General features: G+C 63.6%; 27 protein-coding genes. 1 reads left to right on the forward strand and 26 read right to left on the reverse strand.

The features are described from left to right. Positions 1-5 precede the first annotated feature (5 nt). The 10 genes from flgK to flgB form a co-directional block, all read right to left on the reverse strand. Positions 6-1,367, reverse strand: coding sequence for a flagellar hook-associated protein FlgK (gene flgK, locus KO538_RS11525; protein WP_219328385.1), 1,362 nt, complete (start codon positions 1,365-1,367; stop codon positions 6-8). Between the two features lie 81 nt (positions 1,368-1,448). Then, a complete protein-coding gene (locus KO538_RS11530; RefSeq protein WP_034757766.1) occupies positions 1,449-1,841 on the reverse strand; it encodes a rod-binding protein in 393 nt (130 codons plus the stop codon). Then, a complete protein-coding gene (locus KO538_RS11535) occupies positions 1,841-2,953 on the reverse strand; it encodes a flagellar basal body P-ring protein FlgI (RefSeq protein WP_034757769.1) in 1,113 nt (370 codons plus the stop codon). Before KO538_RS11535 ends, KO538_RS11530 begins: the two co-directional genes overlap by 1 nt. Before the next feature lie 9 nt (positions 2,954-2,962). After that, positions 2,963-3,625, reverse strand: coding sequence for a flagellar basal body L-ring protein FlgH (gene flgH, locus KO538_RS11540; RefSeq protein WP_235194328.1), 663 nt, complete (start codon positions 3,623-3,625; stop codon positions 2,963-2,965). A gap of 11 nt (positions 3,626-3,636) precedes the next feature. Further along, complete coding sequence (flgG, locus tag KO538_RS11545) at positions 3,637-4,425, reverse strand: flagellar basal-body rod protein FlgG (RefSeq protein ID WP_167468652.1); 789 nt, start codon at positions 4,423-4,425, stop codon at positions 3,637-3,639. Positions 4,426-4,457: 32 nt separating this feature from the next. After that, positions 4,458-5,186, reverse strand: a complete 729-nt coding sequence (locus KO538_RS11550; RefSeq protein ID WP_034757782.1) for a flagellar basal body rod protein FlgF — start codon at positions 5,184-5,186, stop codon at positions 4,458-4,460. Between the two features lie 26 nt (positions 5,187-5,212). Next, entirely contained in the window at positions 5,213-6,391 is a 1,179-nt protein-coding gene (locus KO538_RS11555; protein ID WP_034757786.1) for a flagellar hook protein FlgE, read from the reverse strand. A 58-nt stretch (positions 6,392-6,449) separates the two neighbouring features. Then, entirely contained in the window at positions 6,450-7,103 is a 654-nt protein-coding gene (locus KO538_RS11560) for a flagellar hook capping FlgD N-terminal domain-containing protein (RefSeq protein WP_034757790.1), read from the reverse strand. Between the two features lie 3 nt (positions 7,104-7,106). Beyond that, entirely contained in the window at positions 7,107-7,523 is a 417-nt protein-coding gene (flgC, locus tag KO538_RS11565) for a flagellar basal body rod protein FlgC (protein WP_034757795.1), read from the reverse strand. Between the two features lie 8 nt (positions 7,524-7,531). Beyond that, a complete protein-coding gene (flgB, locus tag KO538_RS11570; protein WP_034758109.1) occupies positions 7,532-7,894 on the reverse strand; it encodes a flagellar basal body rod protein FlgB in 363 nt (120 codons plus the stop codon). A 281-nt stretch (positions 7,895-8,175) separates the two neighbouring features. On the opposite strand from flgB, the gene flgA reads away from it, so the two are divergent. Further along, positions 8,176-8,796 carry a flagellar basal body P-ring formation chaperone FlgA gene (gene flgA / locus KO538_RS11575; RefSeq protein WP_254671603.1) on the forward strand — a complete coding sequence of 207 codons (621 nt, stop codon included), beginning with the start codon at positions 8,176-8,178 and terminating at the stop codon, positions 8,794-8,796. Between the two features lie 5 nt (positions 8,797-8,801). Here the strand turns inward: flgA and KO538_RS11580 are convergent, their stop codons facing one another. The 16 genes from KO538_RS11580 to fliF form a co-directional block, all read right to left on the reverse strand. Beyond that, positions 8,802-9,554 (reverse strand): glycoside hydrolase family 73 protein, encoded by a 753-nt coding sequence (locus tag KO538_RS11580; protein ID WP_072454563.1) that lies wholly within the window; start codon positions 9,552-9,554, stop codon positions 8,802-8,804. Then, the gene (gene flgN / locus KO538_RS11585; protein ID WP_034757807.1) at positions 9,541-9,981 is read right to left on the reverse strand and encodes a flagellar export chaperone FlgN; all 441 of its coding nucleotides are present in this window, start codon (positions 9,979-9,981) and stop codon (positions 9,541-9,543) included. Before flgN ends, KO538_RS11580 begins: the two co-directional genes overlap by 14 nt. Further along, positions 9,978-10,268, reverse strand: a complete 291-nt coding sequence (gene flgM / locus KO538_RS11590; protein WP_034757812.1) for a flagellar biosynthesis anti-sigma factor FlgM — start codon at positions 10,266-10,268, stop codon at positions 9,978-9,980. The genes flgN and flgM overlap by 4 nt, the downstream gene beginning before the upstream one ends. A 16-nt stretch (positions 10,269-10,284) precedes the next feature. Continuing rightward, entirely contained in the window at positions 10,285-11,346 is a 1,062-nt protein-coding gene (locus KO538_RS11595) for a flagellar motor protein MotB (RefSeq protein WP_051991897.1), read from the reverse strand. Further along, the gene (motA, locus tag KO538_RS11600) at positions 11,273-12,187 is read right to left on the reverse strand and encodes a flagellar motor stator protein MotA (protein ID WP_034757817.1); all 915 of its coding nucleotides are present in this window, start codon (positions 12,185-12,187) and stop codon (positions 11,273-11,275) included. The genes KO538_RS11595 and motA overlap by 74 nt, the downstream gene beginning before the upstream one ends. 56 nt (positions 12,188-12,243) lie before the next feature. Then, on the reverse strand, positions 12,244-12,987 hold the full coding sequence (locus tag KO538_RS11605) for a FliA/WhiG family RNA polymerase sigma factor (RefSeq protein WP_046684903.1): 744 nt from the start codon (positions 12,985-12,987) through the stop codon (positions 12,244-12,246). 33 nt (positions 12,988-13,020) lie between these two features. Continuing rightward, positions 13,021-13,485 (reverse strand): flagellar basal body-associated FliL family protein, encoded by a 465-nt coding sequence (locus tag KO538_RS11610; RefSeq protein WP_307788883.1) that lies wholly within the window; start codon positions 13,483-13,485, stop codon positions 13,021-13,023. A gap of 11 nt (positions 13,486-13,496) precedes the next feature. After that, a complete protein-coding gene (locus KO538_RS11615) occupies positions 13,497-14,660 on the reverse strand; it encodes a flagellar hook-length control protein FliK (RefSeq protein WP_219328386.1) in 1,164 nt (387 codons plus the stop codon). Continuing rightward, positions 14,657-14,899: a hypothetical protein gene (locus KO538_RS11620; protein ID WP_235194329.1), complete on the reverse strand. Its 243-nt coding sequence runs from the start codon at positions 14,897-14,899 to the stop codon at positions 14,657-14,659. Before KO538_RS11620 ends, KO538_RS11615 begins: the two co-directional genes overlap by 4 nt. A gap of 67 nt (positions 14,900-14,966) precedes the next feature. Next, a complete protein-coding gene (fliS, locus tag KO538_RS11625; protein ID WP_034757830.1) occupies positions 14,967-15,356 on the reverse strand; it encodes a flagellar export chaperone FliS in 390 nt (129 codons plus the stop codon). 51 nt (positions 15,357-15,407) lie between these two features. After that, positions 15,408-16,820, reverse strand: coding sequence for a flagellar filament capping protein FliD (gene fliD, locus KO538_RS11630; protein WP_034757833.1), 1,413 nt, complete (start codon positions 16,818-16,820; stop codon positions 15,408-15,410). Positions 16,821-16,908: 88 nt separating this feature from the next. Next, the gene (locus KO538_RS11635; protein WP_051991901.1) at positions 16,909-17,346 is read right to left on the reverse strand and encodes a flagellar export protein FliJ; all 438 of its coding nucleotides are present in this window, start codon (positions 17,344-17,346) and stop codon (positions 16,909-16,911) included. Between the two features lie 8 nt (positions 17,347-17,354). After that, entirely contained in the window at positions 17,355-18,665 is a 1,311-nt protein-coding gene (fliI, locus tag KO538_RS11640; protein ID WP_034757837.1) for a flagellar protein export ATPase FliI, read from the reverse strand. Beyond that, the gene (fliH, locus tag KO538_RS11645; RefSeq protein ID WP_034757841.1) at positions 18,662-19,351 is read right to left on the reverse strand and encodes a flagellar assembly protein FliH; all 690 of its coding nucleotides are present in this window, start codon (positions 19,349-19,351) and stop codon (positions 18,662-18,664) included. The genes fliI and fliH overlap by 4 nt, the downstream gene beginning before the upstream one ends. After that, the gene (locus tag KO538_RS11650) at positions 19,348-20,388 is read right to left on the reverse strand and encodes a flagellar motor switch protein FliG (protein ID WP_034757846.1); all 1,041 of its coding nucleotides are present in this window, start codon (positions 20,386-20,388) and stop codon (positions 19,348-19,350) included. The genes fliH and KO538_RS11650 overlap by 4 nt, the downstream gene beginning before the upstream one ends. Continuing rightward, a complete protein-coding gene (gene fliF, locus KO538_RS11655) occupies positions 20,366-22,096 on the reverse strand; it encodes a flagellar basal-body MS-ring/collar protein FliF (protein WP_219328387.1) in 1,731 nt (576 codons plus the stop codon). The genes KO538_RS11650 and fliF overlap by 23 nt, the downstream gene beginning before the upstream one ends. Positions 22,097-22,111: the final 15 nt, after the last annotated feature.

A 22,111-nucleotide genomic window follows, 5' to 3' on the forward strand; every position in this document is an offset into this window, starting at 1 on the left:
TCTCCTTAACCCATCATTTGCAAAGTGGCGTCAAACAGGCTATTCGCCACGGAAATGACTTTCATGTTTGCTTGATACATATTCTGGAATTCGACCAGGTTCATCGCTTCTTCGTCCTTGTTCACGCCGCTGGTGGACTTCCAGTCGTCGATCGCTTGCGAGCGCACCGTATTGGCCGTCTTCAGCAGGGCCTGGTTCTGCTGGCTGTAGATACCGAGCTTGCCGACCAGCTGCGTGTCCGCGTCGCTCATCAGGACGGAACCGACCCAGCTGACAGTGATCGGTTGATTCTTGATCTCGATTAATTTTTGCAAGTTGCCGCTATCGCCGGCCTGGCCCGTCAGCGACAGGGCCAGATCCTTGGCGTTGAAGCCGGGGGTAATGCTCAGCTTGCCATTCGCATACACCAGCAGGGGGCCGCCCGGCGCGCCGGCCATGGTTTTTCCCAGTGCCAGCTGCGCGTTGACCTTGTTGGTCAACTGGGTCGCCATGTCTTGCAGCGACTGCTGCAGCGGTTTCAGGGTATTTTGCTCGAACTCGCCCAGGCCGCCCATCTGGCCGCCGATGGTGACCGGGTCGAGCTTGTACGAGGACTTGGCGAAATCGAGGCTCAGGGTTTGCTCGCCCGTGTTCGTCATGTTGCTGCTCAGGGTACCTGCCATGCTGCCGATGACCAGCGGCTGGCCCGATTTCAGCGAGACATTGCGCGACCCGTCCGCCTGGTCGAGCACCTCGATGCCCATTTGCGCGGCCAGGCCATCGATCAGCTGGTCGCGCGCATCCATCAGCGACGACACATTCGTGCCCGCGGCCGTGGAGGTGCTGATACGCTGGTTCAGCGCGGCGATATTGGCCAGCGCGGTATTGGCCTGCGGCACGATCGCTGCCCGTTGCTGCTGCAACGACAGCAGCTGGTTGCCCATGACGGTGCTGATGCTGTTGAAGCGCTGCGCCATGGCGTCGGCGGAGGTGACGATCTGCTGGCGCAGCGGCGTCGACGTCGGGTCGACGGCCGAGGCATTGAGGGCGGCGAAAAAGCCGTCGATGCCGTTGCTGATGCTCGACGCATCGTCGCCCATCACGCGCTCGAGCTGGGTCAGATAAGGCTGGGTCTGCGAACGGGCGCCCTGGTCGGACGCGGCGCGCCACATTTGCTGGCTTTTATAAGCATCGGCAAAGCGCAGCAGGGCCGACACTTCCACGCCATTGCCGGCCGAGCGCACGCCCACGCCTGCGCCAAGCGAGGACAACAGTACGCCCTGGCGCGTGTAGCCCGCCGTTTGCAGGTTGGCGATGTTCTGGCTGGCCGCATTGAGTGCGGCCTGGGCGGCGATGCTGCCTGACAATGCATTGCTGATGATGCTCATTGGGCAAGTTTCTTTCGTGAAGAGTGTGGCGCGTGCGGGTGGGCAGGCATTGAATCGATATTACCTTGTACAGGCGACGCTTCAGACGGATTTATTAAGCGGCGCTGCAATATTGTCGGTCTTGACGGCGCTTTTGGCTGCCACGGGGGCGCCGGCCGCCGGCAGCAGCTGGCGCAGGATGGCGTCGGCGATGCCGAAGGCGCGCTGGCCGGCCATCTTGTCGGCCACCAGATTGTCGGCCATTTCCAGCATGTCGCTGTTGACGGGATCCTTGAAGACGCTGTCTTCGCCCGCCATCTCGCGCGTGCCCGAACGCATCTGGCGCAGCATGTGCGAGATGAAGAAGGCTTCGAACTTGACGGCCGCCTCGGTGGCCTTGGCCGCATAGCGGGGATCGGCCGGCGTGGCGGCGGCAGGGGACTTGTCGTCGAGCGCCGAAGGCAGGGCGCTGCTGCTGTCGTTGATATTAAGCATCAGATAACCACCAGTTCGCCTTCGATGGCCCCGGCTTGGTCCAGGGCTTGCAGAATTGCCATGATGTCGTCGGGCGAAGCGCCCAGGCTGTTGACGACGTCGATGATGGCCTGCAGCTTGGCGCCGGCCGGCCATTTGAACATATTGCCGTTGCCCTGGTCGACGGACACCTTCGATTGCGGCGTGACGGTGGTCTGGCCGCGGCCGAACGGCGCCGGCTGGCTCACTGCCGAGCTTTCGGAAATGACCACTTTCAGCGAGCCGTGCGTGACGGCGGCCGCTTTTACGCGCAAGCCTTCGGCGATGACCACGGTGCCGGTGCGCGAATTGAACACCACTTTCGGCGTATCGACGCCGACATCGACGGAGAGCGCTTCCAGCTTGGCCATGAAGGCCACGCGCTGGGTCGGGTTTTCCGGCGCCAGCACTTCCACGCTGGTGGCGTCGCGCGTGGTGGCGACGGCGCCAAAGCGGCGGTTGACGGCTTCGACGATATTGATGGCCGTCTCGAAATGCGGGTGGCGCAAGTTCAGGGTGACGGTCGGCTTGGTCGAAAAATCGCTGAGGATTTCGCGCTCGATGTTGGCGCCGTTGGGAATGCGGCCCGAGGTGGGCGTGTTGACGGTGACGGACGAGCCGCTCTTGCCGGTGGCGTTCAAGCCGCCGACGACGACGTTGCCTTGCGCCAGCGCATACGTTTCATTGTCGGCCGCGCGCAATTGCGTCAGCAACAAGGTGCCGCCGCGCAAGCTTTTCGCATCGCCCAGGGACGAGACGGTGACGTCGATGGCCTGGCCACGGCGGTATCCTGGGGGAAACACGGCGCTGACCATGACGGTGGCGACGTTCTTGCTTTTCGATTCGGCGCCGTCCGGCATCTTCACGCCGAACTGCTTGAGCATGTTGACCACGGACTGGCTGGAAAATTTTACTTGGGTGGTGTCGCCGCTGCCGTTCAGGCCCACGACGAGACCGTAGCCGACCAGCGGGTTGTCGCGCACGCCCTCGATGCTGACCAGGTTGCGCAGCACTTGCGCGGCGCTGGCGGGCAGGGCAAAGCCGGACAGCGCAGCGAGCATGGCTGCCAGGGGCAGGGCGGAACGAAATTTCATGAGCTCACCTTAAAACGGCATCCATGGGCCGACGAAGAAGCGCGTCAGCCAGCCTGGTTTGTTGGCTTCGGCCAGGGTGCCCTGGCCGGAATAGGCGATCTGCGCATTGGCGATGCGCAACGATGACACCTGGTTGTTCGAATCGATATCGGCCGCGCGCAGGTAGCCGCGCAGGCGCACGAATTCCTCGCCCTGGTTCAGGGTCAGGGTTTTCTCGCCTTGCACGCGCAGCAAGCCGTTCGGCAGCACTTCCTGCACGATCACGGTGATGGCGCCGGACAGCGCATTTTGCTGCGTGCTGGTCGAGTCGCCGGCGAAGTTGCGGTCGGCCGACAGGTCGATGCCCGTCTTGGGGAAGGTCTTGCCGAGGATGTTGGCCGCCTGCACGCCGACGGACGAGCCCTTGTTGAACGAGGTGCCGGCCTTCTTGCTGGCCTGCGTGGTTTCCTGCAGCGCCACCGTGACGACGTCGCCGACGCGGAAGGCGCGGCTGTCGGAAGTCAGGGCCAGGCCCGCGTCGGGATTGAAGACGCCGCCGCTCACGCCGCCTTGCGCAGCGCTGCGCGGCGCCACGGGCAGCGGCGTATCGGAAAAGCTGGGCGCCAGCGGCGCCATAGGCTGGCTGGCGCAACCGGCCATCAACACCAGCAGCATGGCGGCCGTGGCTTTCATGGCGGCTGTCATCAGCGTGCCGCTTGCGCCAGGTATTGCAGCATATTGTCGGCGGCCGACAGCACCTTGGTGTTCATTTCATAGGTGCGCTGGGCAGCGATCATGTCGACCATCTCTTCGACCACCTGCACGTTTGAGCCTTCCAGCGCGAACTGTTTCAGCTTGCCCAGGGCGCCTTCGCCGGGACGGCCTTCCGTCGGCGTGCCGCTCGATGCCGTTTCCTGGAACAGGTTTTCACCGAGTGCCAGCAGGCCCGTCGGGTTGACGAAACTGGAAAGGTTCAACTGGCCCAGTTCGGTACCGGCGACATTGCCCGGCACGGTGGCCGTGACCATGCCGTTTTCGCCGATGGTGATCGCCGTGGCATTGTTCGGCACGGTGATCTGCGGCACCAGGGGCAAGCCCTGGGCGTTGACCATCACGCCGTTTTCATTGATGCCCAGCTGGCCGGCGCGCGTGTAGGCCGCTTCGCCGTTCGGGCGCAGCACTTGCAAAAAGCCGTTGCCGGTGATGGCGACGTCGAATTCGCGGCTCGTCGTTTGCAGGCTGCCGGTGGTAAACACCTTTTGCGTGCCCACCATGTGGGTACCGTTACCCAGCTGTACGCCCGATGGCGAGAGGGTATTGTCGGCGCGCTGCGTGCCCGGCTGCTGCTCGACCTGGTAAAACAGGTCTTCGAAGACGACGCGGTCGCGCTTGAAACCAACGGTATTGACGTTGGCCAGGTTATTCGCGATGGCTTGCAGTTTGGCATCTTGTGCCTGCACGCCGGTCTTGCTGATCCACATTGCTGGATTCATGATTTACTCCTGGTAATTGGTTGGCGTTGGGCTTAGGCGCCCAGCAGGCGGTTGCCGGATTCAGTCATCGCGTCGCTGGCCTTGAAAATTTTCATCTGCATCTCGAAACTGCGATTCAGGCTCATGGTGGCGACCATTTCCTCGACGGCCGAGACGTTGCTGCCTTCCAGGTGGCGGTCGCGGATGCGTACCGCCGGGTCGGCCTGCAAGTCTTCGCCGCTGCGCGCCACGATCAGGCCCGCTTCGTTCTTCGTCAGCTCGCCCGATTCCGCATTGACCAGCTTGAGCTTGTCGACGGTCTGCATTTGCGCGGTGCCCGGCACCTGGATGGAAATCGTGCCATCGCCGCCGATCGACAGGCTGGTGTGCTCGGGAATCGTGATGGGTCCGCCTTCGCCCAGCACGGGCCGGCCGTTGATGGTCAGCGCGCCCGTTTCATCGAGGTCCATGGCGCCGGCGCGCGTGTAGGCTTCGCCGTTTTGCCATTGCACCGCGAGAAAGCCGGGGCCCGTGACGGCCACGTCGAGCTCGCGCCCGGTTTCCTTGATGGCGCCCGTGCGCGTGCCGATGGCGCTCGACTGCGTCTGCGTCATGTGACGGTCGTCGTAGCCATAGCCGTTTTGCAGCGGCTGGGCAGTGGACACTTCCAGGTTGGCGCGAAAGCCGCCCGTCTCGATATTGGCCAGGTTGTTGGCGTGTACCTGCTGTGCCCGCAGGGCACGGTCGGCCCCGCTCATGGCGGTATAAATCAGCGCATCCATTGCTCTTTACCTTTGCGTATCGTGGATTACAGCGCTTGCATCAGCGATTGCAGCATGGCGTTCTCGGTCGAGATGACCTTCGAGTTGGCCTGGTAGTTACGCTGCGACGTCATCAGGCCCACCAGTTCGGAGGTGATGTCGACGTTCGACTGTTCCAGCGAGCTCGTTACCAGTTTGCCGGCCATGCCGACGCCCGGACGGTCATAGATGGGGGTGCCGGACGTGGTCGAGGCGACCCAGCTGGTATCGTTGACGGCCGTCAACGCGCCTTCGTCGGGGAAGGTGGCCAAGGCGATCACGCCGATGCTCTGCTTCTGGCCATTCGTGTATTTCGCCACGACGGAGCCGTCATCGGCCAGTTCCACGCCCGTGTAGGTGCCCGAGGAATAGCCGTCGGCGCGGTCGGTCGAGGTCGTCGCTTCGCCGGCGTACTGGGTGGTGCCCGTGTAGTCGATGGCGATCGCCAGTGCCGCGGCGCCAGCCGGCGTCGGCAGCGCTGGCGCGGCGGCCGTGCCGGTCACCAGCTTGCCGTTCGTGTCGAAGGTCATGCTCGTCACCGGTGTCACATCGGCGTTGTCGAAGGTGTAGTGCACGTCCACGCCCGTTGTCGTCTTGACGAAGTACTGGCCCAGCGAGTGCTTGGCGCCCAGCGAATCGTAGACGATCGAGGTCTTGGCGCTGTTGTAGCTCAGTTCGTTGGTCTTGTTGAAGGGCACAGCCTTGATGGTCCATTCGGACGACATGTTGGCCGCATACGCCAGCTTGGTCGACGCCACGGCGGGAATCTGGCCCGTCGGAATGATCATGTCACCCATGGTGCCCAGGGTGGTGCTGCCCTTGACGGCGGCGTAGCCTTGGACCAGGCGGCCGTTCGAATCGATCAGCTTGCCTTCATTGCTGGCCGAGAAGATGCCGACACGGCTGTAGCTCATGGTGTTTTGCGCATCGCGTGCGACGAAATAGCCGCGGCCGTCGATGGCTGCGTCGAGCGCGCGGCCCGTGTTCAGCACGCCGCCATTGAGCGACATGCTTTGCGTGATCGAGCCGATTTCCGTACCCGTGGCGCGCGAACCGGCGTACATGGCCGAAAAGTTGGCGCGGCTGCTCTTGAAGCCGTAGGTGCCGGCGTTGGCGATATTGTTACTGGTGCTGTTCAACTGTTGGTTGATGGACTGGATACCGGACAGGGCGATGTCGAAACTCATGTTGATTTCCTTTAGTGAAGGACGAGATTAGTGTGCAGGAAACGAAGGGGCGAGCGGATCAGGCCGTCTTGCCGTTAAAGCCGGTGATCGCGCCAGGGTTGACTTCGCCCAGGTTCGACACGCTCAGTATCATGCTGCCGCCGGACGACAGGCGCACGCTGTTAAGCTTGCCTGCGATGTCGACCGTCGGTTTTTCGGCGCCGCTGGTGGTGACCTTCATGCTGTAGGTGCCGGCAGGCAAGCCCAAGGCCACGGGATCGATGCTGAACGGCACCGTACCGGCCGACTTGGCGCCCAGTTCGATCTTGTATTCCTTGTCGTCCAGCCCTTTCAGGGTCACCGTGGTCTTGGTGGTGCTGGCGGCCAGCGCGATGCTGCCGCTGACCTTGCTCTTGTCGAGCTGCACCGTTTCACTGTTGACCATCACTTCGGAACCCACTTGCGCGCCCAGGGCCAGTACTTGCATCGATTGCAACACGCTGGCATTGGCGCTGGTCAGCGACGACAGGTTTTGCATCGCTTCCGTCTGCGCCTGCTGCGTCAATTGATTGACGAACTGGCTCGGGTCGGTCGGTGCGAGGGGATCCTGGTTCTTGATCTGGGCGACCAGCAATTTGGTGAACATATCCTGGGTGGCATTGCTTTGCGACTTGACGGCATTGTTGCTGCTGCCGCTGCCGCTGGTATTGTTTGTAAAGAGATTGGTTTCCATGGATTATGCTTCACCTAATTTGAGGAGCGATTGCTGCATCGATTTGATGCGGCCCAGAACTTCGACATTGGTTTCAAAGGCGCGCGAGGCCGACATCATGTCGGTCATTTCGGCTACCTGGTTGACGTTGGGGTAGAACACCATGCCGTCGGCATTGGCCATCGGGTGGCCCGGTTCGTACACCTTGCGCAGCGGCTCGTCGCTTTGCACCACGTCGAGCACCTGTACTCTTCCGCCGGCACCGCTGGCGCCGGGGCCATCCATCACGGCCGCAAACACGGGTTTGCGCGCGCGGTAGGTTTCGCCTTCGGAACCGGCAACGGAATCGGCATTGGCCAGGTTGCTGGCGATGGTATTGAGGCGCACGGTTTGCGCCGCCATCGCCGAACCGGCGATCTTGGAAATATCCTGGAAGCTCATGCTGATCCTTATTGTCCGGAAATGGCCTTGGACAGACCCTTCAGTTTCATGTTGACGAAAGTGAGGCTGGTCTGGAAGTCGGTGGCATTCTGCGAGAACGCCGCCTGTTCGACGCCGATTTCGACGGTATTGCCGTCGCGGCTGGGGTGGTAGGGGACGCGGTACAGGGCGCTGGCATCGTCATCGGTCGACAGCAGGCCGGCCTCGTTGTCCTGCAACTGCTGCAGGGCGCTGCCGAAATCCATGTCCATGGCCTGGAAGCCGGGCGTGTTTTCATTGGCGATGTTGGCCGCCAGCACGCGCGTACGGTCGGCACGCAGCGCGAGTGCATCGGCGTGCACACCCAGCGCATCCTTGAAATTAATCCCCATGGTCATCCTTTGTGTTGAATTCGATCGTGCTTTTTGCGGTTCGGGCCAGAAAACAGGTGGTGCAGAGGTAAAATCCCAGCCAGGTCATGTTGACGCATGGTAAGGTCATGCCGCTTCAGTATCTTTGATTAAGGTTAGCAATGATTTACTTTGAGAACTATTCCGTGATGTGGAACAAGGCGCAATGTCGTCAAATACTGCTTCCAGGCATCTTTTTCCTGGCCAGCCTATATAGTAGTGCAGGTCGCGCAGAATTGCCAGCCGACAATATATTTTCACGTGTGGAACAGTTGGCGCGTGAGCAATTGGCGCAGCAGGCGGCCACGGCGGGACTGCTGGAACCGCAGTTTCAGGTGACCGTCGTGAAAAGCACGCGCCCCGTGCCCGCGTGCGCGGCGCCCGTCGCGCTGGAGACGGCGGATAGCCGCTCGGCGCAGCGCATGCGCTTTATCGCGGTGTGTCCTGGAAGCAACGGTTGGCGTTACGAAATGCTGGCGCGCGGCAGTATCACGGCCCAGGTGGCCGTCACCAGCGTGCCCGTCACGGCCAATACGCCGTTGCAATCGGGCGACGTGACGTTGGCACGGCGCGACGTGACGATGGTGCCGGACAGTATTTCTGCCTTGCCGGGCGCGATAGGCCTGTCGAGCCGGCGCAGCTTGCGTGCCGGCGAAGTGCTGCGCCAGGGGCAACTGGCGTCGCCCGTGCTGATCAAGCGGGGCAGTGCGGTCAGCATCGTGGCGCGCAAGGAGCAGGTGGAAGTGAGCATGGCAGGCGAAGCGATGGATCCGGGCGCGCTGGGCGAAGTGATCCGCGTGCGCAACGCCACCAGCGGCACGGTGATACGTGCCAGGGTGGTCGATGCGGGCGTGGTGGAACCGGCCGATATTGCCGGCCGTTGAGGAGATCAGTCTGCGGCGGCCGTGCGCTGCAGGCGTGTCGCCAGCTGTGTCAGCTTGGCGGCGTAGTTGGGATCGGTTGCATAGCCGCCGCGCGCCAGGCCTTGCGCGAAGGCGCCCGCGTCGGCACCCGTGTTCAGGGCGGCGCGGTAGCGCGGGTTGTCGAGCAACACTTGCGCATAGTCGCGGAAGGCGCTGGCCTGGTCCGGGTAGCTGCGGAAACGCTCGGTTTTCTTCAGGGCCGTACCGCTGCCCGCCTCGTATTCGGTGGTGACATTGCTGGCCACGTCGCCCTGCCATTTGCCGCCGGCCTTGATGCCGAACAGATTATTCGTGTCCGCGCCCGTGCCCTGGCGCAGCGGACGCTGGCCCCAGCCCGATTCCAGCGCCGCGTGGGCGGCGACGATTTCCGGCGCCACGCCCAGGCGCGCGCCCGTTTCTTGCGTCCATGGCTTGATCGAGGCGAGGAATTGCTGCTGCGTTTCGCCGATCTCGCCGCCCTGGTTGATGCTGCCCAGCACATTGACGGGCTGGCTTTGCTCCAGGTAGGCGCGTCCTTGCGGGCTCAGGCTGGTGGCGTTGCCGCCGCCCTGTTCGATGAAGCGGGCCACTTCGCCCTGCACTTGCTTGAACACGCTGCCAAAACTGCCAGTGGCCACCGTGGCAGGGGTGGCGTGCATATTGCTCTGCACGGCCATTGTCGCCGCCGTCGATGGCGTCGCCGCCGTGGCGCGGGTGGTCAGGAAATCAGCCTGGCGCATACGTATCTTCCTCGCCATGCAGCACGCGCTGCATGATGCTGTACTGCTCTGTTAATAAATCGCTGTTGCGGGCATTCAGGCGCTTGCATTCGAGCACCATCTGTTCGAGCGCGGCCCAGTCGCGCTGGGCGGTCGTACGCGCGTCTTGTTGCAACAGCGTAAACAATTGCGCCATATCGCCTTGCGGGCCCAGCAGGGCAGTGACGAGGCTGACCCGCTGGCGGCGGCGCGCATCGAGCGGTTCGACAGCGGCGATGACCTGGTCGGCCAACGCCGTCAGCCGGGCGCTCTGGTGGTGCAAGGTGGCCTGGAATTGCTCTTCCAATAAGGTTTGCAGGGCCGCATAGCCGGCGCGGTCCTCCGTCATGCCTTGCAGTACGCGGCGCACGGCTTCCTGGCGCGTGATGCCCTTGCGCGGCGCGGTCACGATTCGCCGCCGTGGAAACGCTGGATCAAGCCTGCCAGTTTCGATGGATCGAACGGCAATTCGCCCTTGGCCAGCGCATCGCGCAGCATGGCCACTCTTTCATGGTCGATCTCGGGCATGGCACGCAGGGCGGCCATGGCCGGTTGCAGCACGGCCGATTGCAGTTCCGCCCCGGCCGACGAGCCGCCCATGGCGCCTGCGGCGCCCGCGTTCTCGGCGATCGCCTCGGCAGGCGCGACGGCGCTGCTGCGCACGGCAGCACCGGTATTGCCGGAGGAGATTTTCATACGTTGTCCCTTGCCCTTAATTTGCATGCTCGTCCCGATCTTTCTTTGCGGGCAGGCCCAGTTTTTCGCGCAGCCGCTGCAGGGTACCGGAGTCCGGTTCACCCACCTGCAATTCGTCGCCTTGCGGCTTTTGTCCGGCCATGCCGAACATGGCGGCGATGCTGTCGGCCTGGCCACGCGTCAATATTAACAGTTCGATGCGGCGGTTGATGCCGGCGCTGGCATTTTTCACGTCCAGCGGCGCGCGGTCGGCCATGCCCACCACTTGCAGCACGCTGTCCGGACTCATGCTGCCGATCAACAATTGCGCGCGCGCCGACATGGCGCGGTTGGCCGACAGGGTCCAGTTCGAAAAGCCTTCATAGCCCGTATTGGCGTACTGCATCGAGTCCGTGTGGCCGACGATCAGCATCTGGTTTTCCATTTGCGCAAACACGGGGCCCATCTGGCGCAGCAGCTTGCGGAAGCGGTCGGTCGGCACGGCGCTGCCGCGCACGAACATGCCTTGCTTGTCCGTATCGTGCAGCATGACGCGCAAGCCGTACGGCGTGATCACCGACTGCAGGTTGCTCTTCAGTCCCGCTTCGTCGCTGAGCTTGTCGAGCGCGCGCGACAGCGACAGCAAGTCTTCCGGCGACTGGTAGCTGACCTTGGTCTGGTTTTGCGGCGCGGCGCCGGCCTTGCCATCCTGCATCTGCTTGCCTTCCGTGCGCGTGTCGCCCGAACCCTTGCGGGGCATCGGAAAACGCTCGATCAGGCTGCCGCGCGGACCGCCGCTCTGTTCCGGCATGACGCCCTGGCCTTCGCCCTGGCGGCTGCTGGCCGACGCATCCATCATGATTTCCTTCATCGCCTGCTGCTCGCGCGCGGCCATCAGCCACAGCACGAGGAACAGCGACAGCAGGGCCAGGCAAAAGTCGGCGAACGCTACTTTCCAGGCGCCGCCATGGCCATCGTCGTCGTGCTTGCGTCCCGCACGCTTGATGATGGCCTGTTCATGTTTCTCATGCGGCTTTAGCACGGCGGCCTCCCCGGCCTTGGCCTTGCTCTTGTTCGGCGCCGCCATCTTCCAGCGCATTGATCCAGCTTTCCAGCTGGGCGAAGCTCGGCTTGATGTTCAGCTGCACCAGGCGGCGGCCCGCATCGATGGCCAGCAGCGGCGGTTTGCCCGCCACGTGCGTGACCAGCACGACCTTCACGCATTCCATGGTCGAGCCTTCCTCGCCCACCAGCTGTTTCATCATGTTGCACATCGGATCGAGCACGCCGTAGCAGAAGAAAATACCGATGAAGGTACCGACCATGGCGGCACCCACTTTTTCCGAAATTTCCGCCGCATCGGCGCCGTCGGCCACGGAATTCATGGCCATCACGATACCGAGAACGGCGGCCAGAATACCGAAACCGGGCATGGCTTCGGCGATCTTGTGCAAGGACTTCGACGGTTGCAGCAGTTCGTCGTGGATGGCTTCGAGTTCCTGCTCCAGCACGCCTTCGAGTTCATGCGCGTTGATCTTGCCCATCGCCATCAAGCGGAAGTTGTCGACGATGAAGGCCAGCAGTTTCGGCTCTTCCAGCACCAGCGGGTAGCGCTGGAACAGGGCGCTTTCGCGCGGCGCCTCGACGTGGGCGTCGAGCGCCTTCAGGCCGCCGGCGGCCGTTTGCAGCAGTTCATACATCAGCAGCAGCAACTGGCGCTGGAATTCCGAGCCTTGCTTCTTGTGCGTGACGATCTTGCGCATCTGGTGCAGCATTTCACCGAGTACATGCTTCGGGTTGCCCAGCACCAGCGCGCCGACGGCGGCGCCGATGATGATGATCAGCTCGACCGGTTGCCAGATCGCGTGGACGGTGCCGCCCATCAGGGCGAAGCCTCCGAATACACACCCCATCACGATTAAGATACCGATAATTACCATGTCAACTGCCTTTCTGCGTCATTGTGCTGCGTCAATTTGATGGATAGTGCTGAAACTTATGCGTCTTGCAGCATGGCTTTCATCTTGCCCAGCGCCGTCTTGTTGAGCTGGCAGACGCGGGCGTCGCTCAGGTCCAGGACGGCGGCTATTTCTTTGTAGCTCAGTTCGAATTCGTAATACATCTGGATCACGCGCTGCTCGCGTTCGTCGAGCGCGCGCAAGGCCTGCTCCAGGCTGCGCCGCACCATCAATTGCTCTTCCGGGCTTGGTGCGCTGTCGGCCTGTCCCAGGCTTTCTTGCAGCACTTCGTCGAAACTGGCGATCAGCTCGGCGTTTTCCGCCAGCTGGTATTCCTGGAAGGCTTCCGGCGTCAGCTTCAGGGCGGCCATGATTTCCGCGTCCAGCGGCTCGCGTCCCAGGCGGCGGGTCAGGGCGCGCACGCTGTCGCGCAGGCGGTGGCTTTCCTGGCGCACGGCGCGCGGACGCCAGTCCTGGCGCCGCAGTTCGTCAAGGATGGCACCACGGATGCGCAGGCTGGCATAGCTGCCGAAAGACTGGTCCGGCACGCCGTAGCGGCGCAAGGCTTCGAGTAAACCCATCAGGCCGATCTGTTCCATGTCGTCGCGGTCGATGGCGCCCGACACCTGCGAATTGAGCTGGCGCACGATGCGTTTGACCAAAGGGGAGTACGCCACCAGATGTTGTTGCTCTTCAGCAACGCTGAGCACGGCCGCGCAAGCGCTGGCGGCGGCATATTCGCCGGCGCCGTACGCTTCCTGGTATTGCTCTACATAGGCCAAGGGATCTCCCACTAGGTCGGCTGGCGTGTTGGCTTATTCAATGATCAGCTTGCCGACCATGACTTCGGTGAACGGTTTTTCCATTTGTTCGCGCTCGTAGCTGACGTTGAAGGCCTTGTTGATCTGCTCGGCATATTGTTCCACGGTCATGGTCTGCGCCTTGTCCAGCGGAAAGCTCGACAGGGTGCTGACGGCGATCGAACGCATCAGCGGCAAATGGTCCTTCGTCAGTTTTTCCTTTTCCTCGGTGGTGGCGATCACCAGGTCGGCCGACAGATAATGCGTTTCGCCGTCGCCTGGGCCGCGGCGCAGCATCACGATGACTTTGTCGAGCGTGAGGAACTTGCGTGCCTTCTTGCCCGTGGCCGGCGGCGGCGGGGCTTTCGCTTCGGCGGCATCGGCATGGCCGGCGACCGGCTTGGCCAGATACCACATGGCGCCGCCAGCCGCGCCAGCGGCCAGCACGGCCACGCCGACAAAGCCGGCTATCAGTTTCATTTTCATATTCATCAGGCGCTCTCTCGCTCGTGCATGGCGTAAGTGGTGGCGGCAGTGCTGCCGTCGGACAGGGCGCGGCCCGGCTCGGCATCATCGTGCTGGCGGCCCGGTTGACGCTGGCCGCGCGCGTCGCCCTCGGCAAACGCCTGGGCGGCGGGGCTGCGCGGGGTGGCGCTGATATTGACGGCCACGTCGGTGTACTGGCGCTGCGCCAGGTCGCTGCGCATGTTTTCGCCGATGCCTTGCAATTGGCGCAACACTTCCGAGTTCGATGCCGTGACGTTCACCTGCAGCGTGCCGGCCGTGTGGCGGATGGAAATTTCAATGCGTCCCAGCATGGGCGGGTCGAGGCGGATCGTCGCGTGTTCGCTGTTGCGGCCGATCTGCGTCTGCAGGCGTTCGCCCAGCGCTTCGCGCAGCGGTTCCTGCCATTGCTGGGCTGGGCCGTTGAGCTTGATGGTGTCGCCGGCCGCGGCCGCCGTGGCCGTATTGCCGACCGCGCCCGCCAGGCCCAGGTTGGGCGTGGCTGGCGCCACATTCGCGGCGCCACGTTCGCCTTCGCGCGCGGCAACGGCAGGGGCGGCGACGGCCGTGGCCGGAGCGCTTTGCTGCAGCAGCGATTCGAACGGCTGTGCCGGCGCGCTGCCTTTGGCGGGCGCCGCCGGATTGGCGGCGGCCAGCGGCTCGCGCGTGTCGCGGCCTGGCGCTGGCGCCGTTGCCGGCGCGTTCAAGGTGATCGCCGCCGGATGCAGGCTGATGTTGAGCGCAGGGTTGGCTTGCGCCACATTTGCCTGCACTTGTGCCTGTGCTTGAGTCTGTACTTGCGCCTGCGCGTAGGCGCGTGCTTCGGCCGCGGCGGCGTCCGCCGGCGGCAGCATGCTCACCGGCAGGCCGATGACGGGCGCGGCCATGGCTGGCAGGCTGCTGTCGGTCTGGCTGTCGCTATCGCCGTCCTTGGCGGGCGCGGGCGTGCCGGCGTCGGCCGCCTCCCCGCCCGTCACATCGAGCACCTGCGCAAACAGGGGCAGGGCGGAAGGGGCGGCGCCATTGGCGGCATAGCCCGGCGTGCCAGGCAAGGCAGCGGCTTGTGACGGCGCTGGCGCCGGTGCTGGTGCGGATGCCGCAGGGGCCGCCGGTGCCGGAGCGGCCGGTGCCTTGTTGAAGTTCATGATCATGCTTGATTCCCGTCCGAGTCGTATTCGCCGAGCGCGGCGTAGGCGACCCAACCTTCCTTATTTGCCTGTAATGCACCCAGGTGTTGACCCAGGCGTTCTTTTTCCTCAGAGCAAATTTTAACCGCTTGCGCGTGAATTTTGCGCAAATGCAACAATTCTGTTTGTTCCAGCGCATTCCATGCGCCACGTTCGGCCAGCAGCGGGATGTTTTTCGCCAGGCTGGCCGAGAGTTTTTCCATCGCATCCCAGTCCGGCTGAGCGACTGCCGCGCTCAATTGCCGGCTCAGCTGCTGCAGCGCCGCGCGCCTAGGCATTGTTGGCCTGGACGCCCACCCAGCCGCGCTTGATGGTCGTCATCAAGGTCGTCACTTCGTCGATCAGGGTAGGGTCCAGCTTGATGCCGGCCGTGTACAGGCGCGCCACGCAATAGTCGTACAGGCGCGCCAGGTTGACGACCACTTCGCCGCCATTGTCGAAATCGAGCGAGCTCGACAAACCGTTGATGATTTGCGTGCACTTGTCCAGGCTGATGGCCTTTTGCTCGTAGCGCTTGCCCACGATGTGCCCGCGCGCGCGCGCCAGTTCTTCCAGCAGGCCGTCCGTCAGCACCAGTACCAGCTCGACCGGTGTGGCGCGGGCGGTCTGGGAATCCAGGTTGACGGCGTGGTAGCTGCCGTAAGCTTCATTGTTCAACATTATTATCTTCTCGCTATGTTAACGTGGCGCGGTGCTGCAGGCACGCTCGCCTTAGGATTTGTCGTTGCCGAACATGGCATCGAACATGTCGGAATTGCGCGTCATTTGCTCTTGCAATACCTGCAGGCGGGAAAACTGGTCCAGGAAGCGGTTGTACGCCGTGTTGTACTGATTGGTCAGGCGCTCGCTGCTCTGGGCCAGGCTTTTCTGCAACTTGTCCGTCGCTGCCATGCGTTGGGTGATCTGGCCTTTGGTGACATTGCTCCACTGTCCCAGCACCTTGTCCAGACCGCCGAGCACGCCGGCTGGCGCCGACAGGCTGTTATTGCCGAACAGTTTGTCCAGGCCGCCAGGATTGTCCGCCAGCTTGGCCGTCAGCTTGGCGGTATTGAGGCTGATCGTGCCGTCGCGCTGGGCGGTAATGCCATACGCCACCAGCGATACACCATCGACGCTCAGGCGCAGGGCATCGCCCATGCTCGAGCGCAGGGCGTTCAGGCCGGAGTCGTGGGCAAAGAGGCCGGCGGCGATGTTCTTTTCCGGATTGCCGGGACTGGCCAGGCCATCCATCACGCTTTTCAGCTTGTTGTAGGCGTCGACGAAAGCTTGCACATTGGCGATGGTGCCCGTGCTATCGGTGCCGACGGTCACGGTGACCGGGCTCTCGCCAGCGCTCATGGCCTTGGTGAACGTCATTTTCACGTCGGGCACGTTGGTGAAGGTATTCGATGCCTGGGTGATTTTGGTGCCGGTGCCTTGGGCGCCCAGCCAGACGATGGCATCCTTGGGCTCGACGAGGGTTTTCTTGTCGCTCTGCAGCGCTGTCTGCAGCCCCGAATCCGTCACGCTGCTGGTGTCGATCGAGACGGCATTCGCGGCGCCGGTGAGCGTCGACGTCAGCACTAGTTGCGCCTGGTTACCGATATTGATGACGGAAGCGGTGACGCGCGCATTATTCTTGCTGTTGCCATTGATGGCGGCGGCTATTTCCTGCGGCGTCAAATAGGCGTCGCCATCCTTGTTGGCGGCGGCCAGGTCGATGTCGAAGGCGTTGTCGGCGGTCACGGCGGCCAGCGGGTCGCCGATGCGGATGGTCATGGCGCCGCCGTTGGCAGGCATGGTGTTGCTCAAGCCGCCATACGAAGTCTGGCCGGCCGTGGCCAGTTGTTCCACAAAGAATGCGTAGCTGCCCGGCGCCGCCTTGATGCCGGCCGTGCCCGTGCCATACGCGGTATTGCTGAAGGTGGCGGACTGGCTCAGCACGGATTTGCTGGACGTCATGGACGACATCGCCAGCTGGAATGCCGAGATGGCCGATTTCAGGTTACCCAGCGCGCTGGAGGTATTGCTGGCCAGCGCGGTCTGCGCAGCCAGGGCGGCCTGTTGCGCCGCTACCGACTTGGTCGCCAGATTTTTTGCGGTGACGATCGGATCGTATTGCGGTGCAGTAATTACGTTTGCCATGCCAGACTCCTGAATAAAGGGATATACCGGTACAAGGCGACCCCCATTCCCGTTTCGTGAAGTTTTCCTGAAAGAAACTTACACAAACTCATTTTACCTGTCCGCGGAACCAGAATTGCGTCGCCAGTTCGTCTTGTCGCTTGGCATCGACACGTTGTTGCTCGTTTGCAACATGCTTTTGTTTTTGTGTCAGCACCTGGTCCAGCACCTCGCGCTTGGCCCACGCCGTATTCAGCGCGCGTTGCGAAACGGCCATGTTGGCTTCGTGCAAATGCAAGTCGGTACGATGCTGGTCGGCCATCTGCATGACGGCTTGCTTGAAGTTGCCGCAATTGACGGACAGGGCCAGGGGCAGGGCGCCGCTGGGGCCGCTATCCGTGTACAGGCCCGTCAGGCGCTCCAGGTTTTTCTGGTAGCGCTCGCGCACGGCCGTCTGCGCCGCCATTTCGCTTTGCAGGCGTTCCACTTCGGTGCTGCGCAGGCCGACCAGGGTGGTCAGGTTGCGGATGGTATGCGCGTTGCTCACGTATGCTCCTAGCCCATGATCTGTTCAAGTTGTTCGATGCACGGCGCCATCGGCGCTTCTTCCTTGGTGCCTTGGCACAGGAACGCTTCGATGGGCGCGTGCAACTGCACGGCGCGGTCGGTGATCGGGTCGGCGCCGGGCACGTAGGCGCCCAGCGGGATCAGATCGCGCACGCGCGCATGGCGCGCCATCGACGCTTTCAGCGCGCGCGACGCCTGCATGTGGGTGGGCGTGATCACCTGGGCCATGCAGCGGCTGATCGAGGCGGCGATGTCGATGGCGGGGTAGTGGCCCCGCTCGGCCAGTTCGCGCGTGAGCACGATGTGGCCGTCGAGAATTGCGCGCGCCGTGTCGACCACCGGGTCCTGCTGGTCGTCGCCTTCGGCCAGCACCGTGTAGATGGCGCTCATGCTGCCTTCCGGGTGGGCGCCATTGCCGGCGCTTTCCACCAGTTGCGGCAAGTTCGAGAAGACGGACGGCGGATAGCCGCGCGTGGCCGGCGGCTCGCCCAGGGCCAGCGCCACTTCGCGCAAGGCCATCGCATAGCGCGTCAGCGAATCGACCAGCAGCAGCACGTGCTTGCCCTGGTCGCGGTAATGGGCGGCGATCGAATGGCACAGTTCGGTTGCCATGATGCGCATCAGCGGCGATTCATCGGCCGGCGCGATCACCAGCACGGCCTTCTTGAGACCTTCGGCGCCCAGCGACTTTTCCACGAATTCGCGCACTTCGCGGCCCCGTTCGCCGATCAGGCCGACGACGACGACATCGGCCACCGTCTGGCGCGTGATCAGGCCGAGCAGCACGCTCTTGCCCACGCCGGAACCGGCCATCAGGCCCACGCGCTGGCCCTTGCCCAGGGTCAGCATGCTGTTGATGGCGCGTACGCCCACGTCGAGCGGTTCGACCACCGGTTGTTTCTTCAGGGGATTGACCTTCGGCGGTGTCACTTCCAGGATGTGTTCGCCACCGAGGCGGCCTAGGTCGTCGATCGGCTCGCCGAGGCCATTGACCATGCGGCCCAGCCACGACGGGCCGATCTGCAGGCTGGCCTTGTCGGGTAGCGGCAATACACGCGCGCCCGTGGTCAGGCCCGTCGCCTTCTTGAACGGCATCAGGTAGGACAGTTTTTCGCGGAAACCGACGACTTGCGCATCGAGCCACTCGCCGCTCACAGTTTCAATTTGACAACGCTGGCCCGTGTGCAGGCGGCAGCCGGCGCTTTCCAGCAGCAGGCCGGAAGCGCCGACCAGGCGGCCGGTCGGTGTCGCGACCGGGATATCGCCGATCTCGAAGCTGCGCAGCGTGTCGGCGATCATGCAGGCGCGCCGTGGTCAGCGTGTTCGGCGGCCAGCGCCAGGTGGCTGCTGACCTGCTCCATGCAGGCCGACAGGCGCTGATGGCAGCCCGCGTCGACTTCATTGTCGCCCGCCTTGATGCGGCATTCGCCCGCGTCGAGGCGCGCGTCGGCGATCAGGTTCCAGCGTTTGGCGCGCTTCGGATCGAGTTCGCTGATGCGTTTCAATTCTTCCGGATTGAGGAAGACGTCGATTTCCTCGCGCGTGGGCGGCATCGAGGCCAGGGTCTCGTCGACCAGGGCCAGCAATTGCACAGGCTGCAGCGCCAGTTCCGCGCGGATCACCTGGCGCGCCACCTTGGCCACCAGGTCGACCACTTCCTTGCGCTGCGCTTCGCGGTAATCGGCGCGTACTTTTTTCAGGTCGCGCAAGATGGCGTCGACGGGGCGGGCCAGGCGGTCCAGCGCCACCAGGGTTTCATTGCGGCCTTCTTCGCGGCCCTGCGCCATGCCATCGTTGCGTCCGGTGTCGTAGCCGTCTTGCTGGCCTTGCACGAGGCCCACTTCGTAGCCGTCGCGCTGGCCTTGCTCGAAACCTTCCGAGACGGACGCCTGCCACTGACCATCCGTGTCCTCGTTGGAGGCACGCTGGCCGGCGGCGATGAATTGCGACAGCGGCGGGAAACGATACGAGCGGAAGTGTTTCATTCGATCACCGCTTCAGCAAACAGTTGCACTTCGATCTCGCCCGCATCGGCGAGGCCCTTGACGGTGGCCATGATTTCCTGGCGCGTCTGTTCGATACGCGACAGCGGCACGGGGCCGGAACGGCGCATCATGTCTTCGAAGCTCTGTGCCTGGCGGCGCGGCATGGTTTTCAGCACGGCGTCGCGGATCGACGGTTCCGCGCCCTTGAGGGCGATCGCCCATTGTTCCATCGGCACGTCTTCCAGGATGCGCGTGAGCGTGACATCGCTCTGCGTGGCCAGGATCAGGAAGTCGTACATGCTCAGTTCGATTTCCGACACGACGTCCGGGTCGTGCGCTCGCAGCAGTTCGACCAGCGCGGCGCGGTTGCCCGGCATGCGGTTGAGGATCTCGGCCGCCTGGCGGATGCCTTCCACGCTGGTGCTTTGCGTGTCGAGCGTGCCCAGGCAGCGGCCCACCAGTTCGTCGAGCTCGACCAGCAGGTCGCGGTCGATCTCGTCCAGGCGCGCCAGGTTCAGCAAGACCAGGTCGCGGCCTTCGACGGGCAGGGCGTCGAGGATCTGGCCGGCCAGCGCGGGTGGCAAAAAGGCCAGGAACACGGCTTGCATCTGCACGTGCTCGTTGACGATGTATTCGGCCAGCCATTTCGGCGAGGCCCACTGCAGGCGCGCCATTTTGGGGCGGATCGCATCGCCATAAATATTGTTCAGCACGCTATTCGCGATATCGCTGCCCAGCGCCATGTCCAGCGAGCGCTTCAGGTAGCTGCGCGAGGCGCCATGCACGCCGCTTTGCTGGCGGTAGTCGTCGAAGAAGGTCTGCATGGCCGTTTTCACGGATTCGACCTTGATGCCGCTCATGCGCGACATCACTTGCGTGACTTCCAGCAATTCTTCACGCGACAGGCAGCGCAGCACGTTGGCGGCCTGTTCTTCGCCGATGCTCAGCAGCACGATGGCGGCCTGTTCCACGGGGGTCAGACTGGCGCTTTCGTATTCGGCGCCGTCGGAGGGATTACTGTTGTTGAGTTCGGCCATTTTTCTGCATCCATTGTTTGACGACTTCGGCGACACGCTCGGGTTCTTTTTCCGCCAGCACTTTCAGGTGGTCGACCATCACGTCGACCGCCGAGCCTGGCGGCGGCAAGTCATAGTTTTCCAGCAGCGGCACGACCGGCATGTTGCCGGCGCCGGCCTCGCCTTCGAGCGCCAGCGGGTTGCCGTTCACGCCCAGGGCCGGCGCGGCGGCAACGGCTGCGCCATTCGTACCGGCGGCGGGGCTGCCGCCCAGCGCCAGGGCTGGATCGAGCTGTTTCAGTGGCGGCGGCACCAGGCGCGAGGTCAGCAGGCGCAGCAGCGGACGCAGGATCAGGAAGTAGCCGAGCACGGCGCCCAGCGCGTACAGCAGCCAGCTGCTGAAATCGACGACGGTGTCGCGCTCTTCCCACCATTGCGCGACAGGTGGCTTGGCAGGGAATGCCAGCGCCGTCAGGCTCAGGCTGTCACCGCGCTGGGCGTTGATGCCCAGGCCGCTGGTCAGCATTTTTTCGATATTGCCCAGTTCTGCAGGGGTCCAGCCTGTTTTCGGATTCGGTGCGGCGGCGCTGTTGAGGACGACGGCCACGCTGAGTTTTTCCAGGCGGCCACGGCTGCGCTTGATCTGCGTGATGCTGCGGTCATACGCGTACTGGCGCGTGGTGGCGTTCTTGCGGGCCGTGCCATCGTCGGACGGCTTCGGTGCGCCATCGGCCGGTGCGGCGCCGGCGGCGTCGGCCGGTGCCGGCACGGCGGCCGCTGGCGGACGGTTCGACAGGCTGCCGGGAATGCCGGCCACGGTGCGGTTGCGTTCCTGCTCTTCGCGCATCGCCTCGCTCGTCACTTTCGGGGCTTCGCCGTATTTTTCCAGCGTTTCATCGACGCGGTCGTTGTTCACGGCGGCCGTCACGCTGAGCTTGAAGTTGTCTTCGCCGATGACGGGACCCAGCAAGCCCGTGACGTTGCGGCGGATCTCATCCTGGAAGCGTTTCGCGCCTTCATTGCCAGCGGCCGAAGCGTCGAAGCCGTCCGTCAGGTCGACGTGCGAGGACAGCAGGTTGCCGCCCTGGTCGACCAGGCTCACGCGCGTAGGCGCCAGGCTGGCGACGCTGCCGGCCACCATGTTGATGACGGCGGCGATCTGTTCCGGCGCCAAGGTGCGGCCCGGTTTCAGCGCCACGACGACGGAGGCAGACGATTTGTCGCCATCGCTGGCGACGAACGATGTCGACTTGGCGATCGACAGATGGACGCGCGCCGAAGCGATCGCGTCCATCGTCATGATGCTTTGCGCCAGCTCGCCTTCCAGGCCGCGGCGGAAGCGCACGTCCTGCACGAACTGCGACACGCCCAGCGGGTCATTCTTGTCCATCAGCTCCAGGCCGGCCGGCAGCTGCGCCGTCACGCCTTTCGAGGCGAGCAGCATGCGCACTTTGCCCAGCATGGCGTCGGGCACCAGCACCTGGCCGCTGTCCGGATGCAAGCGGTAGGGGATGTGCTCGGCGTCCAGGGTGGCCATCATGTCCGTTACGGCCACTTTTTCGCGCGCGCCAAACACCGGCTTGTAGTTGGCCTGGTCGCGCCATGCGTACATGGTCACCATGGCGGTGATGCCGATGGCCAGCACGACGATGGGAACCAGGTTTTTCAGCAGGGCGGGCGGGATGGCGGGCTGGGCGCCAGGGCGCCAGCGCGCAAATGCGGACTTCATGGTGGTAATCACTTG

This window comes from Janthinobacterium sp. NKUCC08_JDC, assembly GCF_019345575.1.
Taxonomy (GTDB): domain Bacteria; phylum Pseudomonadota; class Gammaproteobacteria; order Burkholderiales; family Burkholderiaceae_D; genus Janthinobacterium; species Janthinobacterium aestuarii.

Excerpts from the sequence above, each read along its gene's own strand:
- fliI (WP_034757837.1), bottom strand. The coding sequence starts at position 18,665 with ATGATCGCCGACACGCTGCGCAGCTTCGAGATCGGCGATATCCCGGTC.
- fliD (WP_034757833.1), bottom strand. The coding sequence starts at position 16,820 with ATGGCAAACGTAATTACTGCACCGCAATACGATCCGATCGTCACCGCA.
- flgH (WP_235194328.1), bottom strand. The coding sequence starts at position 3,625 with ATGAAAGCCACGGCCGCCATGCTGCTGGTGTTGATGGCCGGTTGCGCC.
- KO538_RS11535 (WP_034757769.1), bottom strand. The coding sequence starts at position 2,953 with ATGAAATTTCGTTCCGCCCTGCCCCTGGCAGCCATGCTCGCTGCGCTG.
- fliF (WP_219328387.1), bottom strand. The coding sequence starts at position 22,096 with ATGAAGTCCGCATTTGCGCGCTGGCGCCCTGGCGCCCAGCCCGCCATC.
- flgK (WP_219328385.1), bottom strand. The coding sequence starts at position 1,367 with ATGAGCATCATCAGCAATGCATTGTCAGGCAGCATCGCCGCCCAGGCC.
- KO538_RS11610 (WP_307788883.1), bottom strand. The coding sequence starts at position 13,485 with ATGAAACTGATAGCCGGCTTTGTCGGCGTGGCCGTGCTGGCCGCTGGC.
- KO538_RS11550 (WP_034757782.1), bottom strand. The coding sequence starts at position 5,186 with ATGGATGCGCTGATTTATACCGCCATGAGCGGGGCCGACCGTGCCCTG.
- KO538_RS11595 (WP_051991897.1), bottom strand. The coding sequence starts at position 11,346 with ATGCGCTGGAAGATGGCGGCGCCGAACAAGAGCAAGGCCAAGGCCGGG.
- KO538_RS11580 (WP_072454563.1), bottom strand. The coding sequence starts at position 9,554 with ATGCGCCAGGCTGATTTCCTGACCACCCGCGCCACGGCGGCGACGCCA.
- KO538_RS11555 (WP_034757786.1), bottom strand. The coding sequence starts at position 6,391 with ATGAGTTTCGACATCGCCCTGTCCGGTATCCAGTCCATCAACCAACAG.
- flgB (WP_034758109.1), bottom strand. The coding sequence starts at position 7,894 with ATGGGGATTAATTTCAAGGATGCGCTGGGTGTGCACGCCGATGCACTC.
- KO538_RS11620 (WP_235194329.1), bottom strand. The coding sequence starts at position 14,899 with ATGGAAAAACTCTCGGCCAGCCTGGCGAAAAACATCCCGCTGCTGGCC.
- motA (WP_034757817.1), bottom strand. The coding sequence starts at position 12,187 with ATGGTAATTATCGGTATCTTAATCGTGATGGGGTGTGTATTCGGAGGC.
- fliH (WP_034757841.1), bottom strand. The coding sequence starts at position 19,351 with ATGAAACACTTCCGCTCGTATCGTTTCCCGCCGCTGTCGCAATTCATC.
- KO538_RS11530 (WP_034757766.1), bottom strand. The coding sequence starts at position 1,841 with ATGCTTAATATCAACGACAGCAGCAGCGCCCTGCCTTCGGCGCTCGAC.
- KO538_RS11615 (WP_219328386.1), bottom strand. The coding sequence starts at position 14,660 with ATGATCATGAACTTCAACAAGGCACCGGCCGCTCCGGCACCGGCGGCC.
- fliS (WP_034757830.1), bottom strand. The coding sequence starts at position 15,356 with ATGTTGAACAATGAAGCTTACGGCAGCTACCACGCCGTCAACCTGGAT.
- flgG (WP_167468652.1), bottom strand. The coding sequence starts at position 4,425 with ATGAATCCAGCAATGTGGATCAGCAAGACCGGCGTGCAGGCACAAGAT.
- flgC (WP_034757795.1), bottom strand. The coding sequence starts at position 7,523 with ATGAGCTTCCAGGATATTTCCAAGATCGCCGGTTCGGCGATGGCGGCG.
- flgM (WP_034757812.1), bottom strand. The coding sequence starts at position 10,268 with ATGAAAATCTCCTCCGGCAATACCGGTGCTGCCGTGCGCAGCAGCGCC.
- KO538_RS11650 (WP_034757846.1), bottom strand. The coding sequence starts at position 20,388 with ATGGCCGAACTCAACAACAGTAATCCCTCCGACGGCGCCGAATACGAA.
- KO538_RS11560 (WP_034757790.1), bottom strand. The coding sequence starts at position 7,103 with ATGGAAACCAATCTCTTTACAAACAATACCAGCGGCAGCGGCAGCAGC.